Source organism: Paraburkholderia diazotrophica, from assembly GCF_900108945.1.
Lineage (GTDB): Bacteria > Pseudomonadota > Gammaproteobacteria > Burkholderiales > Burkholderiaceae > Paraburkholderia > Paraburkholderia diazotrophica.
Genome location: NZ_FNYE01000001.1, coordinates 51,133 through 64,215, shown reverse-complemented (window position 1 = coordinate 64,215; position 13,083 = coordinate 51,133). Strand labels below are relative to the sequence as shown.

The 13,083-nt window shown below is 65.1% G+C and carries 14 protein-coding genes; 7 read left to right on the top strand and 7 right to left on the bottom strand.

Going from position 1 to position 13,083, the window contains the following annotated elements; translation table 11 throughout:
* Positions 1-120: 120 nt before the first annotated feature.
* Both BMW76_RS00320 and BMW76_RS41605 read right to left on the bottom strand, forming a co-directional pair.
* The gene (locus BMW76_RS00320; protein ID WP_090862439.1) at positions 121-1,518 is read right to left on the bottom strand and encodes an NCS2 family permease; all 1,398 of its coding nucleotides are present in this window, start codon (positions 1,516-1,518) and stop codon (positions 121-123) included.
* Positions 1,519-1,803: 285 nt separating this feature from the next.
* Positions 1,804-2,079 carry a hypothetical protein gene (locus BMW76_RS41605; protein WP_218162521.1) on the bottom strand — a complete coding sequence of 92 codons (276 nt, stop codon included), beginning with the start codon at positions 2,077-2,079 and terminating at the stop codon, positions 1,804-1,806.
* A gap of 33 nt (positions 2,080-2,112) precedes the next feature.
* Here BMW76_RS41605 and BMW76_RS00310 point away from each other — a divergent pair, with 33 nt between their 5' ends.
* Positions 2,113-3,156 (top strand): photosystem reaction center subunit H, encoded by a 1,044-nt coding sequence (locus tag BMW76_RS00310; protein ID WP_090861574.1) that lies wholly within the window; start codon positions 2,113-2,115, stop codon positions 3,154-3,156.
* On the top strand, positions 3,153-4,421 hold the full coding sequence (locus BMW76_RS00305) for an MFS transporter (protein WP_090861572.1): 1,269 nt from the start codon (positions 3,153-3,155) through the stop codon (positions 4,419-4,421). The genes BMW76_RS00310 and BMW76_RS00305 overlap by 4 nt, the downstream gene beginning before the upstream one ends.
* A gap of 68 nt (positions 4,422-4,489) precedes the next feature.
* Here the strand turns inward: BMW76_RS00305 and BMW76_RS00300 are convergent, their stop codons facing one another.
* Positions 4,490-5,443 (bottom strand): LysR family transcriptional regulator, encoded by a 954-nt coding sequence (locus BMW76_RS00300; protein ID WP_090861570.1) that lies wholly within the window; start codon positions 5,441-5,443, stop codon positions 4,490-4,492.
* A gap of 126 nt (positions 5,444-5,569) precedes the next feature.
* Here BMW76_RS00300 and BMW76_RS00295 point away from each other — a divergent pair, with 126 nt between their 5' ends.
* Complete coding sequence (locus tag BMW76_RS00295) at positions 5,570-6,922, top strand: NAD(P)/FAD-dependent oxidoreductase (protein ID WP_090861568.1); 1,353 nt, start codon at positions 5,570-5,572, stop codon at positions 6,920-6,922.
* A 30-nt stretch (positions 6,923-6,952) separates the two neighbouring features.
* On the opposite strand, the gene BMW76_RS00290 is transcribed toward BMW76_RS00295, so the two are convergent.
* Complete coding sequence (locus tag BMW76_RS00290; protein ID WP_090861566.1) at positions 6,953-7,846, bottom strand: LysR family transcriptional regulator ArgP; 894 nt, start codon at positions 7,844-7,846, stop codon at positions 6,953-6,955.
* 98 nt (positions 7,847-7,944) lie between these two features.
* On the opposite strand from BMW76_RS00290, the gene BMW76_RS00285 reads away from it, so the two are divergent.
* Positions 7,945-8,568: a LysE/ArgO family amino acid transporter gene (locus BMW76_RS00285; RefSeq protein WP_090861564.1), complete on the top strand. Its 624-nt coding sequence runs from the start codon at positions 7,945-7,947 to the stop codon at positions 8,566-8,568.
* Positions 8,569-8,613: 45 nt separating this feature from the next.
* On the opposite strand, the gene BMW76_RS00280 is transcribed toward BMW76_RS00285, so the two are convergent.
* A complete protein-coding gene (locus tag BMW76_RS00280) occupies positions 8,614-9,549 on the bottom strand; it encodes an endo alpha-1,4 polygalactosaminidase (protein ID WP_090861562.1) in 936 nt (311 codons plus the stop codon).
* 173 nt (positions 9,550-9,722) lie between these two features.
* Here BMW76_RS00280 and BMW76_RS00275 point away from each other — a divergent pair, with 173 nt between their 5' ends.
* Positions 9,723-9,884, top strand: a complete 162-nt coding sequence (locus tag BMW76_RS00275; RefSeq protein WP_007590496.1) for a DUF1328 family protein — start codon at positions 9,723-9,725, stop codon at positions 9,882-9,884.
* 220 nt (positions 9,885-10,104) lie between these two features.
* On the opposite strand, the gene BMW76_RS00270 is transcribed toward BMW76_RS00275, so the two are convergent.
* Positions 10,105-10,308: a hypothetical protein gene (locus tag BMW76_RS00270; protein ID WP_090861560.1), complete on the bottom strand. Its 204-nt coding sequence runs from the start codon at positions 10,306-10,308 to the stop codon at positions 10,105-10,107.
* A gap of 287 nt (positions 10,309-10,595) precedes the next feature.
* Positions 10,596-11,513, bottom strand: a complete 918-nt coding sequence (locus BMW76_RS00265) for a LysR substrate-binding domain-containing protein (RefSeq protein ID WP_177200272.1) — start codon at positions 11,511-11,513, stop codon at positions 10,596-10,598.
* Positions 11,514-11,629: 116 nt separating this feature from the next.
* Here BMW76_RS00265 and BMW76_RS00260 point away from each other — a divergent pair, with 116 nt between their 5' ends.
* Both BMW76_RS00260 and BMW76_RS00255 read left to right on the top strand, forming a co-directional pair.
* Positions 11,630-12,595 (top strand): EamA family transporter, encoded by a 966-nt coding sequence (locus tag BMW76_RS00260; RefSeq protein WP_090861556.1) that lies wholly within the window; start codon positions 11,630-11,632, stop codon positions 12,593-12,595.
* A 72-nt stretch (positions 12,596-12,667) separates the two neighbouring features.
* Positions 12,668-13,054 carry an SgcJ/EcaC family oxidoreductase gene (locus tag BMW76_RS00255; RefSeq protein ID WP_090861554.1) on the top strand — a complete coding sequence of 129 codons (387 nt, stop codon included), beginning with the start codon at positions 12,668-12,670 and terminating at the stop codon, positions 13,052-13,054.
* The last annotated feature ends 29 nt before the right edge of the window (positions 13,055-13,083 follow it).

The window sequence follows — 13,083 nt, the reverse complement described above, 5'->3', positions numbered from 1 at the left end:
GTTAAGTGTAGGCGTCTGACGCGAGGTGTCAAGCCCGGTGTCAACGCCGGGTTGCGTCTGCGACAGCTTGTGTGTGATTTGCTTTGCGCGCCGCAGACGAAGGAGAGACAGACGGAAGAATCAGATCGCCCAGCCGCCGAGATAGAACACGGCCAGCACAACAGCGATCGCCACTGTCCCCACGTTCAGCTTGCGCCATTCGCCGCTGACCACGCGGCCGATCACGAGCGTGCAGAAGCCCAGCATGATGCCCGTGACGATATTGGCCGTCAGCACGATGAACACGGCGCACACGAGGCCGGACATCGAATCGACCATATCGTCCATGTGCAGCTTGCTCACGCTGGAGAGCATCAGCAAGCCGACATACATCAGCGCAGGCGCCGTCGCATACGAAGGCACGAGCGCGGCAAGCGGCGAGAAGAACATGACCACGAGGAACAGCAAGCCGACCACGGCCGCCGCCAGACCCGTCTTCGCGCCCGCCGCGACGCCCACCGTCGACTCGATATAAGCGGCAGCCGGCGCGCCGCCCATCAGGCCGGAGAAGATCGAGCTGAGCGAGTCGGCCGTCAGCGCGCGGCCGCCGTTGATGATGCGGCCGTTCTCGTCGAGCTGGCCCGCCTGCCCTGCGACGGCGCGTATCGTCCCCGTCGCGTCGAACACGGCCGTCATCACGAGCGCGAGCACGCTAGGCAGCACGGCAAGCGACAACGCGCCCTTGATGTCCATCGCGCCGATCAGCGAAGCGTGCCCCGGCGTGCTCAGCGACGGCAACGCGAACACGCCATGGAACGCGACGGCGGGATCGATCAGCAGCGCGAGCGCCGAGATTGCGACGATCACGATCAGGATCGAGCCCGGCACGCGACGGCGCACGAGACCGAAGATGGCAGCGAGGCCGCCCACCGACATCAGCACCGGCAGCGACGTGATATGGCCCAGCGACACAGGCAGCCCCGGCCCAGGATTCTTCACGACGAGACCGACGTCGTTGGCCGCGATCAGCAGCAGAAAGAGCCCGATGCCGATGCCCGTGCCATGCGCGACGCCCGCAGGCAGATTGCGCAGAATCCACGAGCGCACGCCCGTCACCGAAATCGCCGTGAAAACGAGGCCCATCAGGAACACGGCGCCGAGCGCGACGTTCGGATGCAAGCCCTTGCCGAGCACGAGGCCGAAGGCGGTGAATGCAGTCAGCGAGATCGCGCAGCCGATCGCGATCGGCAGGCGCGCCCAGAGGCCCATCAGCAGAGAACCGAAGGCTGTCGTCAGACACACGGCGACGAACACGGCACTCGTGTCGAAACCCGCCTTGCCGAACATGCCCGGCACGACGAACACGGAATACACCATCGCGAGAAACGTCGTGATGCCTGCGATGATCTCCTGACGTCCCGTGCTGCCGCGCGCGGTGATGTCGAAAAAGCGATCGATGAACGTCTGCCCGCCGCGGGTGCCTTCGAATACCTCGCTCGCGGCGGCTTCCGCGATGCTCTGGGCCTGGGGTTCCATCATGATGAGTGCCTCCTTTATCAGCATGCTGAAACGGCGGCCGCTTCAGCGGCTGCGCCGTCATCAGGTTCGTCTCGTTGAGTAGTCGGTATGTGTTGCCTTTCCGGCCCTCGGCGCGCTGGTGGACGTCGTCCGTCATGCCAGCGCGCCGTTGTTCTTTTTATGCTGAGGCGAAGGTTAGGCGAATCACCTTATAAGTCCCATCGCGATAAAAAGATGCCGGGCATGTCGCGATCCTTATATCGTTTGAATCACGGCAACGCGCGCTCGCGACCCGCGTGTTAACACCTACGCCTGCGCGCGGCCCGACAGGCGCGCAAGCGTTGCTGTAAGCACTTTGAAGCCGAGATTGAATGCAGCCCGCGCGCTCGCGCGGCCACCGCATCGACAGCGTCGTTTGCGAAGCGGCGCCGTGCGTTCCGCGCCCCGCAAACGCAGACGAAACAAGGGCCGCGCGGCGTCACAGGTTAAACTCTCGGCAAACCACGCCTTTAATGCATTGCCGGCGAGGCTTTCGATGCCCGCGTGAGTCTCTCGATCGTTTGTTTGCGACAGCACCTGCATCGGCCTGCCGCCCTGGCCACGGAGTCCCACTTGATGAACGGCGGTTTCCTACGTCCAGCCTTCCGTCTTTTGTTTCTGGCCGTTTTTGCGGCCTTGATCGCCACCCTGTCGGGATGCAGCCTGTTCGGACCCACCGAGCAGCCGCCCGCGCCCATCAGCGAAGCGACGGTGACGCTGCTGAACGTCCCCGCGCCCGTCGCCGCATCCGAGCCTGAGCCCGAGCCCGTCGAAACCGTCGAGCCGAAGGAACCGAAGAAGCCGCGTCCCCCTGTGGTGCGTCCGCGCAAGCCGGAACCGCCGCCGCCCGTCGTCGCGCCGCCGCCCCCGCCGCCGCCCCCGCCGCCCGCTCCCGCGCCGATCATCACGACGCGCGTGATCGAGCGCAGCACGACGCACGGTCTGCTCGACAGCGAAGTGCAGAAGAGCGACGGCAAGGTGTTTGGCCGCGCCGTCGACATGACGGCGGACGCGAGCGGCACGCCGCGACTGATGATCGTGAACCTGCAGGGCTTTCTCGGCGTCGGCGACCGCAAGGTCGGATTTCCGTGGACGGCCTTCCGCTTCACGCCGAACGCGAAAGGCGCGCCGATCACGATCACCGTGCCGCCCAATCAAGTGTCGGCGGCCAGCCAGCCGAAGCCGTCGGCCGCGCTCGCGACGCCGCTCGCCGCCGTGACGGCGCCGCCCGCCGTGCCGCCCGGCCAACTGGAACTGATGGACGCGGATGTCGAGCGTCCGAACGGCGGCAAGGTCGGCCGCGTGATCGACGTGCTGATCGATGCGAACGCGCAGCCGCAGGCCGTCGTGCTCGACGTGAGCGGCATCATCAGCCCCGATCGCCGGATGATCGCCGCGAACTGGTCGGCGCTGCGCTTCGTCACGAAGGACAAGACGCTGCGCCCGTTGATGGACCTCAATGACGCGCAGATCAAGGCGTCGCCATCCTACGAGACGGACAAGCCGATCCGCGCCGTGTCACCCGCACTGCCCGCACCGCCTCCAGCCTCCGCGCCTGCCACGGCGGCTGGCCCATCGTCGTCCGCTGCGGCGGCATCAACCGCACGCAATTCACGATGACGAGCCGTTTCATGGTCAACGCACGCAGTCTCCGCGCCCTCGACTGGCTCAACTTCTTCGTCGCCAACGTGCAGACGGGATTCGGGCCGTTCATCGCTTCCTACCTCGCGTCGCACAAGTGGACGCAGGGCGAGATCGGGCTCGCCCTTTCCGTCGGCACGATCAGCGCGATGGTGTGTCAGGTGCCGGGCGGCGCCGTCGTCGATGCCCTGCATAACAAGAAGGGCGCCGCCGCCTGGGCGATCATCGCGATCATCCTCAGCGCCGTGCTGCTCGCGGCGAGTCCGACCATGCTGCCCGTGATGGCCGCCGAGGTCTTTCACGGCTTCGCGAGCTGCATGCTCGTGCCGGCGATGGCGGCCATCTCGTTCGCGCTCGTCGGACGGCACGATCTCGGCGACCGGCTCGGACGCAATGCGCGCTGGGCGTCGATCGGCAGCGCCATCGCCGCGGGCCTGATGGGCCTGTTCGGCGAGTACTTCTCGGCGCGCGCCGTGTTCTGGCTGACGGCCGCGCTCGCGGCGCCCGCTCTGCTCGCGCTGTCGATGATCACGATGCCGTCGCACCACGCACCGGCGCACGTGCCCGTGAAGAACGATCAAGACGAGCACGAGGAAAAGGAGTCGATCCTCGAGCTGCTGCGCGACAAGCGCATGCTGGTCTTCGCGGCGTGCGTCGTGCTGTTCCACCTGTCGAATGCGGCAATGCTGAACCTCGCAGCGGGCGAAGTGACGACGGGCATGGGCGAAAACGTTCAACTCGTGATCGCCGCCTGCATCATCGTGCCGCAAGCGATCGTCGCGATGCTGTCACCGTGGGTCGGACGCACGGCAGAGCGCTGGGGACGCCGCCCTATCCTGCTGCTCGGCTTCTCCGCTTTGCCGTTGCGCGCGTTGCTGTTCGCGGGCGTGAGCAGCCCGTATCTGCTCGTGCCCGTGCAGATGCTCGACGGCGTGAGCGCGGCCGTGTTCGGCGTGATGCTGCCGCTGATCGCCGCCGACGTCGCAGGCGGCAAGGGCCGCTACAACCTCACGATCGGCCTGTTCGGTCTTGCGGCGGGGATCGGCGCAACGTTCTCGACGGCGCTCGCGGGCTTCATTGCCGACCGCTTCGGCAGCGCAATCAGCTTCTTCGGACTCGCGGGCGCGGGCGCGCTTGCGGTGCTGCTCGTGTGGGCCGCGATGCCCGAGACGCGCGATGCAAACGACGATATGCAGACGAAGCCCGCGCCGTCCGACGAAGGACCGTTCAAGCGGGCGGAGTAACGTAGAAGCAACGTCGATGCGCGCTTCGGCCGTGCTCGGCTCGAAGTCTCAACGCGAGCCGGCAGATTTCACGCGCGGCGCCGCTTCCTCGCAGCCGCGACGGACGGCATCGGAATCGGCACACTGCCCGTCATGCCCTCGTCGATCAGAAAGTCGCGAAACAGGCTCGCGACGTGCGGCAAGCGCTTGTCCGATACATGCATCACATACCAGTCGCGCTCGATCGGGTTGTCGGGTAGCGGCAGCAGCGCGAGCAGCCCCGCCTGAAATTCCAGCGTGCACGCATGCAGCGACAGAAACGAAATGCCGAGGCCCGCTTCCACCAGTTGCTTGATCGCTTCGTTGCTCGACAGCTCCGAGCCGATGTGAAGCTTGTGCCCCGCCTGACGGAACAGATTTTCGACGGTCGAACGTGTGCCCGAGCCGCGCTCGCGCACGAACAGATTCGCGGACTCCAGATCGCCTAGCGTCAGGCGCTTCTTCTTCATCAGCGGATGTGACGGCGACGCGACGAACGCCATCGGATGCTTCGCGAATGCCGTGGCGACCGTGCGCAACTCGCGCGGCGGACTGCCCATCACGGCGAGATCGATTTCGTGCGTCGCAAGCATGCGAATGATGTCCGCGCGGTTGCCGACCTTGAACTGCACCTTCACCTGCGGACGCGCCTCAGTAAAACGCACGAGAAACGGCGGGATCAGATACTCGGCCGTCGTGATTGCGCCGATGCGCAGCGTGCCGCCCTGCTCGCCGTGCAACGCGGCGAGATCGTCGGCGGCGCCGTTCCACAAGTCGAGGATTTCGAGCGCATAGCGCGCGAGGATTTCTCCCGCCGCCGTCAGTTGCACGCCGCGGCCCACGCGCTGCAAGAGCGGCGCGCCCGCGGCGTCTTCGAGCAACCTGATTTGCAGCGATACGGCGGGTTGCGTCAGACGCAACTCCTCCGCCGCGCCCGACACGCTGCCGAGCTTCGCCACCGTATGAAGCGCCTTCAATTGACGAAATGTCGCCGCTTTCAACATAAGCAAAAACCTATATGTTTCGTACAAACATTAAATTGTGCTGCTGTTTTCCCCGATTCTATACTCGACCTCAATGATGAAGTTGCCGCATGAATCGAATTGCAAACGTTCAGGAGAGTACACGTCATGGCCTCGATCGATCGACACACAGCAAGCAGCACGCACTATGCGCCGCACCGTATCGTCATCGTTGGCGGCGGCGTCGGTGGACTGGGACTCGCGACGCGGCTCGGCGAATCGCTTGGCAAGAGCGGACAAGCGCGGATCGTTCTCGTCGACCGCTCGCCGACGCACTTCTGGAAGCCGCTGCTGCACGAAGCGGCATCGGGGCAGATCGATCCCGCCACGCACCAGCTGCAATACGCGGTGCAGGCGCGGCGCCATGGCTTCGAGTTCGAACAGGGCTCGCTGCAATCGCTCGATCGCGCGCAGCGCCGCATCACGATCGATGCGACGCGCGACGCGGATGGCCGCGAAGTGCTGCCCGCGCGCGACATCGCATTCGATACGCTCGTGCTCGCGATGGGCAGCGTGACGAACTATTTCGGCGTGCAAGGCGCCGCCGAACACGCGCTGCCGCTTGAATCAGTCACGCATGCGGAATCGTTTCGCCGCAAGCTGCTCGACGCGTGCACGCGGGCGAATCACGCGCGGCGCGTGAGCGGCGCGCAACACGTGCAGCCCGTGTCGATCAACATCATCGGCGCGGGCGCGACGGGTGTCGAGCTTGCGGCAGCGCTGCGCGACAGCATCCGTTTGATGCACCGCTATAGCCTCTTCGCACTCGATCCCGAGCGCGACTTCTGCATCAGGCTGATCGAAGGCACCGATCGCGTATTACCCGCGCTGTCGCAACGCATTTCGGCGCGGGCGCAGCGGATTCTCGGCGGGCTCGGCGTCGACGTGCTCACGAATACGCGTGTCACCGAAGTGCGCGAAGCGGCCGTGTGCACGCACGACGGCGAGCAACTCGCAAGCGATATCGCGATCTGGACAGCAGGCATTGCAGGGCCGCCCGTGTTGCGCACGCTAGACGGCATCGCGGTGAATCGCAACGCGCAGGTGCTTGTGAACCGCACGCTGCAAACGACGACGGATGCGAACGTGTTCGCGCTCGGCGATTGCGCGGCCTGTCCGTCAGATGCAGACGGCTTTCTCGCGCCGCGTGCGCAGGTTGCGCATCAGCAGGCGATGTTTCTCGCCCGCGCGCTGAAATGCCGTGTCGGCGGTGAAGCGCTGCCGGAGTTCACATATCGCGATGCGGGCACGCTGGTCGGCTTCGGCGATGTCGGCACGATCGGCAGCCTGAGCGGGCTGCGCGAACGGCCCGTGTTCGTCGACGGCTGGTTCGCAACCGTCGTCTACCGGCTGATCTATCGCCGGCACGTAATGACGCTCACCGGCTTCGCGCGCATGACGCTCGATACGGCGAGCCATTGGCTGCGCCGCCGCGTGCATCCTGTGATCCGGCTGCATTGAATCTCGCGTGAAAAGAAAGCATGCAGGCGGTCAGTCGAGAAACTCGGCGGACCGCTTGCGCAGCGCCGCGCCAAAATCGTCGAGCCAGCCGATCGACAGCCGCCAGCTCTGCCAGTACAAGTCGACGTCGAGATGCTTGCCCGGCGCCATGTCGATCAGCTCGCCGCTTTCGAGCTGCGCGGCGATCATCCGCTCCGGGCACATGCCCCAGCCCAGGCCCGTCGAGCATGCGCGCAGAAACCCGGAGACGTGCGGAATCCAGTGCGTCGGCGCATCGAGTTCGGCGCGCGTGATCTTGCGCACGAAGCGCTTTTGTAGCTGATCCTTCGGATTGAAATCGATGCACGGCGCGCGGCGCAGCGTATCGCGCGCGACGCCTTCGCTGAAATAGCGCTCGAAATACGCGGGCGTGCAGACGGCGAGATAACGCATCCTGCCGAGCCGCGTCGAACGGCAACCCTGCACGGGCTCCGATTGCGTCGTCACGGCGCCCTGCACGCTGCCGTCACGAATACGCTGTGCGGTATGGTCCTGATCGTCGATCACCAGATCGAGCAACATGCCGCGCTCGGCGCAGAAGCCCGCAACAGCATCGATGAACCACGTGCCCACGCTGTCGTCGTTCACGGCGACGCGCAAGGTCGGCCACGGCTCCAGCAACGCGCCGGGCAGATCGGGCACGCGGCCCGTGAGTTCGGCTTCGAGCAGTTGCACGCGCTCCGTATGCCGGCACAGCAACGCGCCCGATGTGGTCGCCGTGCATGGCTGCCCGCGCTTGACGAGCACGCTGCCGACGCGCTCTTCCAATAGCTTCACGCGTTGCGATACGGCCGAAGGCGTCACATTGAGCGCCGTCGCCGCGCGATCGAACGAGCCGTGGCGCACGACGGCCGCGAGCGCATCCAGCAGTGCATAGTCGAGCATTAGCGCTCCTTAATCGGCATTACCGAAATTAGCTTCTCTTATTCTAACGATCGCGGCAGACTGGCACCACGCGACTTCCTCACTTCCCCAAAAACATCATGAACTGGCTCGCTTTTTCACATGGCGCCGCGTTGTGCGCGTCACTCATCGTCACTATCGGCGCGCAAAATGCATTCGTGCTGCGTCAAGGCATCATGCGCTCGCATATCGGCAAGATCGTGCTGCTGTGCACGCTGTCGGACTTTCTGCTGATCGGCGCGGGCGTCGGCGGCGCATCGGTGCTCGTCGAGCGTTATCCGGCTTTCATCCACGCGCTGCTGTATGTGGGTCTCGCTTATCTGGCGTGGTTCGGCATCAGCGCGCTGATGCGCGCGCTGCGCCCCGGGCATGCCGTGCTCGACACCGATTCGAAAGGCGACGCCGCGCCGCCCGTGCAACGCGCGTGGCCTATCGTGCTGATGACGCTCGCGTTCACGTGGCTCAATCCGCACGTCTATCTGGATACGTTTCTGCTGATCGGCACGGCGGGCGCCCGCGAAGCGCAAGGCACACGTGCCGCGTTCGCCGTCGGCGCGATGTTCGTCAGCGCGATCTGGTTCGTTGCACTGGGCTATGGCGCGCGGGCTCTCGCGCCGCTCTTCAAACGCGCGACCGCGTGGCGCGTGCTGGATGGCGCGATCGGCAGCATGGTGTTGCTGCTGGCCGTCACGCAGTTGCGCTAAGGCCGCTGACGTGTGCCGGATTGCGTCGATTGTCGCGCCGGCTCTTCAAAGTTTGAATGTCACCTTCGTGGGCCGCGCGATGTCTTCGAGTGCCGCGCTGCCCACGCCCACCGTCTGCAACGCGCCGTCCGTTACATAGGGCTCGAGGCCCAGCGCGGCGATCTTCAGCGCGATCTCGCAGCGGCGTGCGTCGTCATCCGGCGGACAATAATCGATTGAAATGACGGGCAGCCTGTACCGCTCGCATATCGTGCGCGCCTGGTCGAGCAGCCATTCACGGTCGTTGTCAGGCACGTCGTCATAGCGCTGGTTCGCCTGGTCCCAGCGGCCGAACAGCGATTCGAACGCAACGGCCGCGACCTGATCGTGCACATGCGGCAGGATCTCGAAGCCGCGATTCAGGATCAGCTGTGCCTGCGGGTAGCGCGCCTTCAATGCGTGCAGCACCGCGATCAATCCCGCCTGCTGCCGCGCCCGCTCCATATCCGTCTTCGCGACGAGCCCATACGAGTCGAGCGTGTCGAGGAAAAAGCCGCGATAGCCACGCTCCCACAGCGGCCCGATGATCTCGTCGACAACGAACCCGGGCCAGCCGGCCGCCGTCTGGTCGACGACCGTCGACACCCACGCTTCGTTACGGCCTGCAAACCACTCCTTCGGGATTTTCGCGTAGTACGCGCGCTGCTTCGTCACCTCGCCGACGCTCACATACGCATACCAGTTCGGACAGTGCGCCGTGTGTGCGCACGGATCGAATCCACTGTCGGGTTCGAGCACGACAGTATCGAACGACTCTAACTGCTCGGCCTGCACGTTTGCGCCGTAGAAGAACGCGACCGACCCGATACCCGTCGACGAAACCTGCTTGCACGCGGTGATTGCGGGCCGCAGCCATGCAATCGACAACGGCAGTATCGCCACCACCACGCAAGCGATGACGATCCACGAAATTCCGATCGAGGCGAGAAAATTGGCTGTCATGAGCCGACACTTGCTGAAAATTGCATAGGGCCCACCAGGCTTCCTATGATGGCATGATGGGCACGGGCGTTGCTCGATGCCGTGACGGCGGCGCCTGCGCCTGCCGACGCGGTTCCCGCGTGTCGGTCGATCGCTGCATCGACCTGTCCAGCAATCCAACGATGGAGACTGCCATGCTTCGATACGCTGCCATCTTTTTCGTCATTGCCATTATCGCGGCCATCTTCGGATTTGGCGGTATCGCCGCCGGCGCTGCCGAAATCGCGAAGGTGCTGTTCTTTATTTTTATCGTGATCTTCCTCGTGACGCTGCTGATGGGCGTGATCAGACGCTGAGCGCACGTGCCTTTGTTCCGGCAAACGGCTGATCGAGGCGCCTGCAAATCGTGCGCGGCGCCGCCGCTTTTGCCGCTTTTTGCAATAGTTGCCGGCAGCCGCTTGCGGCTGCTTTTCGTGGGTGTCCTTGCCTGTTCGGAGCATCCGCAATGCGCGAGGAGGCGCTAACGCGGATGCCAGCGAAAGCGCCCAGGCGACGCATCGCGGAACAGGCAAACGCTCAAGTCCCCGTACGGGACTCCAGCGCATTCAACGCTTCGTGAAGCTTCTGCGCACGGCACTTCTGCGCAGGAATGCGCGCAGCCGCATTGACGTCATCGACGCGCTTGCGCCAGTACGAAAGCGGAATGGGCTCCGCACCGGAAATGCGCACCAGGACATGCTCGAGATGCTCGAGATCCGACTCAAGCTGATGATGGTTCATGCCTTTCCCCGATCACACCGTCCGCGCGGATCACCTCGTCATGCTGTAGCGGCAGTGTCGAATTGATATGTGCTGAAGCGGGCTCTCACGCACTCAAGCCATCGCGGCCCTCGGACAGACTATGAACGGGCAATATGACAACACGATCAACACGCCCGCAAGTCAACGGTTGTTCACCGTTGTTCATCGTTGGACATACGAGGAATCCTCACAGCTTTCACGCGCTCTCAAACTGTCGCTTTTCGCGCAAGCCATGCGTGCATAGCATCCGCTGCCGCATTCCGGCGCTAACGGCGCTCTTTCGATGAACGCTCGATAAGGCCGATATCCAGTTCTTCGCAAAGGAAGGTCTGCAATGCATCGACGGCGGCGCTCTGCGCGCCCGGCATGTGCCGGGTGAAAAGGCCGAGGTCTGCAGTGGGCGGCTCGGGCAAGCCGTCGGCGGCGCCGAGCACACGCATCGATTCATAGCGGATATTGCCTTCGAGCAGCACCGATACGCCCAGCCCTGCTTCGACGGCCGACTGCACGGCAGGCAGGCTCGTGCTCGTGCAGACGACGCGCCACGCGATGCCCGCGCGCCGCAAGATCGTCATCACATGCTGCTGCCACAGGCATGTGCCGCCGAAGGCGACGAGCGGCAGCGGCGCATCGCGCCCGGCCACATAGCCGCGCGCGCCGACCCAATAGAGCGGCTGAGTCCACGCGACGAGCGGCGTCGCATCGACCATCGCCGGATCGCCGACGAGCACGTCGAGCGCGCCATCGGCAAGGCGCTGCGACAGCGCCGCGCTCGCATCGACGACGATCTCCAGCGCGACCTGCGGATGCGCCGCCGAGAAACGCCGCAACGCGCGCGGCAAACGGCCCACCGCGACGTCTTCGAGCATGCCGAGACGCACGGTGCCTGCCACATCGCCCGCTTCGAACGCGCGGCGGGCATCTTCACCCGCGCCGAGAATCGCGTGCGCATAGGGCAGCAGCCGATGGCCCGCCTCCGTCAGGCGCACGCCGCGCGGCGAACGCTCGAGCAGACGCTGGCCGATGTCGTCCTCCAGTCGGCGCAGTTGCATGCTGACGGCCGCCTGGGTTCGTGAGAGCCGCGCAGCGGCGGCACTGACGCCGCCCGTCTCCGCGACCGTCACGAAGGCTCTGAGAAGACTGTTGTCGAAGTCGCGCACTATTAGCGTCCGTGATAGTGGCATAAGAAATATCAGCTTATCTTAACGCTCATTTCGCCGATATGATGGGTTCTGTCGTTCTTCTGTCCTTCGATGCACACTGCGCGCCCATTGCACTGCGCGCCCATTGAAAACAACCCATGAAAGATTCCTCGTTCGCCGATCCCACCGCATTGGACGCGTCGCCTTCGTCTCGCGCACCGACCGGACCCGCACCGACTGGACCCGCGCCGGCCACGCCAGAGACCGCCGCACCTACGCCCGCCGCGCCGAAGCGCCACGTCGGCGTGGCAGCGCTGCTCGGCTTGCTGTCGATGTCGTGCGTGCAATTCGGCGCCGCGCTTTCCGCGCCGACGATGGACGCATTCGGCGCATTCAGCACGACCTGGTTGCGGCTCGCGTGGGCGGCGGCTGTTCTCGCGCTCGTCGTGCGACCTCGGTTGCGCCGCTACTCGCGCGCGCACTGGATCGCGGCGGGCGTGCTCGGCGTTGCGATGGCGGGCATGACGTTGTGCTTCTTCTCGGCGATCGAGCGCATTCCACTTGGCCTTGCCGTCGCGATCGATTTTCTCGGCCCGCTCACCGTCGCGACGCTGGGCGTGCGGCATCTGCGCGCGCTGCTATGGCCGCTGCTCGCCGTCGCCGGCGTGCTGCTGCTCGCGCATGACCGCGCGGGCTGGGTCGGCGAGCCGATCGGCATGCTGCTCGCGGCGGGCGCGGCGTGCGGCTGGGGCAGCTACATCGTGTTGATGAAGAAGACGGGCGCGCTCTTCGACGGGCTCGAAGGGCTGTCGGTATCGCTGATCGCGGCGGCGCTCGCCGCGACGCCGTTCGGGCTCGCTGAGCACGGCCTGCACATCGCATCGACGCAATTGGCCGCAACGGCCGGGCTCGCGCTGCTCGTGCCGCTTCTGCCCTACGCGCTGGAGATGATCGCGCTGCGGCACATGCCCGCGTCGTCGTTCGGCATTCTGATGAGCATCGAACCGGCGATCGGCGCGTTCGCGGGCTTCGTCGTGCTGCATCAGCCGATGACGGCGCTGCAACTCGCGGGGACGCTGTTCGTCGTGAGCGCGAGCGTCGGCGTAATCGTCACGTCGAGATAACGCGCTGCGCTGACGCTTCGCATCGACGGTCTACAATCGACGGATCACATTCCGACCATCGAGGACAGCATCATGACCGACGACGAGCGCGCAATCCGCCAGCTGATCGACACATGGCTCGCCGCCAGCAAGGCAGGCGACACGGCGACCGTGCTGAGCCTGATGACGGACGACGCCGTGTTCATGGTCGCGGGCCAGAAGCCTTTCGGCAAGGCCGCGTTCATGGCGGCATCCGAAGGACAGAAGAACATCGACATCGACGGCAAGAGCGACATTCTCGAACTTCAGGTGCTCGGCGACTGGGCGTTCTTGCGCGCGCATCTCGAAGTGACGATCACGCCGAAGGACGGCTCGCCGCCGATGCGCCGCGCCGGCAACACGCTGACGATCCTGCGCAAGGAAATCGACGGCCGCTGGCTGCTCGCGCGCGACGCCAATCTGCTCGTGCCGCAGCAGTGACCCAGGCAACCGCTACGCGAATCGCGGCA

What these genes read in the sequence shown, in the direction of transcription:
- BMW76_RS00320 (WP_090862439.1), bottom strand. Translation starts at nt 1,518, where the DNA reads ATGATGGAACCCCAGGCCCAGAGCATCGCGGAAGCCGCCGCGAGCGAG.
- BMW76_RS41605 (WP_218162521.1), bottom strand. Translation starts at nt 2,079, where the DNA reads ATGCAGGTGCTGTCGCAAACAAACGATCGAGAGACTCACGCGGGCATC.
- BMW76_RS00310 (WP_090861574.1), top strand. Translation starts at nt 2,113, where the DNA reads ATGAACGGCGGTTTCCTACGTCCAGCCTTCCGTCTTTTGTTTCTGGCC.
- BMW76_RS00305 (WP_090861572.1), top strand. Translation starts at nt 3,153, where the DNA reads ATGACGAGCCGTTTCATGGTCAACGCACGCAGTCTCCGCGCCCTCGAC.
- BMW76_RS00300 (WP_090861570.1), bottom strand. Translation starts at nt 5,443, where the DNA reads ATGTTGAAAGCGGCGACATTTCGTCAATTGAAGGCGCTTCATACGGTG.
- BMW76_RS00295 (WP_090861568.1), top strand. Translation starts at nt 5,570, where the DNA reads ATGGCCTCGATCGATCGACACACAGCAAGCAGCACGCACTATGCGCCG.
- BMW76_RS00290 (WP_090861566.1), bottom strand. Translation starts at nt 7,846, where the DNA reads ATGCTCGACTATGCACTGCTGGATGCGCTCGCGGCCGTCGTGCGCCAC.
- BMW76_RS00285 (WP_090861564.1), top strand. Translation starts at nt 7,945, where the DNA reads ATGAACTGGCTCGCTTTTTCACATGGCGCCGCGTTGTGCGCGTCACTC.
- BMW76_RS00280 (WP_090861562.1), bottom strand. Translation starts at nt 9,549, where the DNA reads ATGACAGCCAATTTTCTCGCCTCGATCGGAATTTCGTGGATCGTCATC.
- BMW76_RS00275 (WP_007590496.1), top strand. Translation starts at nt 9,723, where the DNA reads ATGCTTCGATACGCTGCCATCTTTTTCGTCATTGCCATTATCGCGGCC.
- BMW76_RS00270 (WP_090861560.1), bottom strand. Translation starts at nt 10,308, where the DNA reads ATGAACCATCATCAGCTTGAGTCGGATCTCGAGCATCTCGAGCATGTC.
- BMW76_RS00265 (WP_177200272.1), bottom strand. Translation starts at nt 11,513, where the DNA reads ATGCCACTATCACGGACGCTAATAGTGCGCGACTTCGACAACAGTCTT.
- BMW76_RS00260 (WP_090861556.1), top strand. Translation starts at nt 11,630, where the DNA reads ATGAAAGATTCCTCGTTCGCCGATCCCACCGCATTGGACGCGTCGCCT.
- BMW76_RS00255 (WP_090861554.1), top strand. Translation starts at nt 12,668, where the DNA reads ATGACCGACGACGAGCGCGCAATCCGCCAGCTGATCGACACATGGCTC.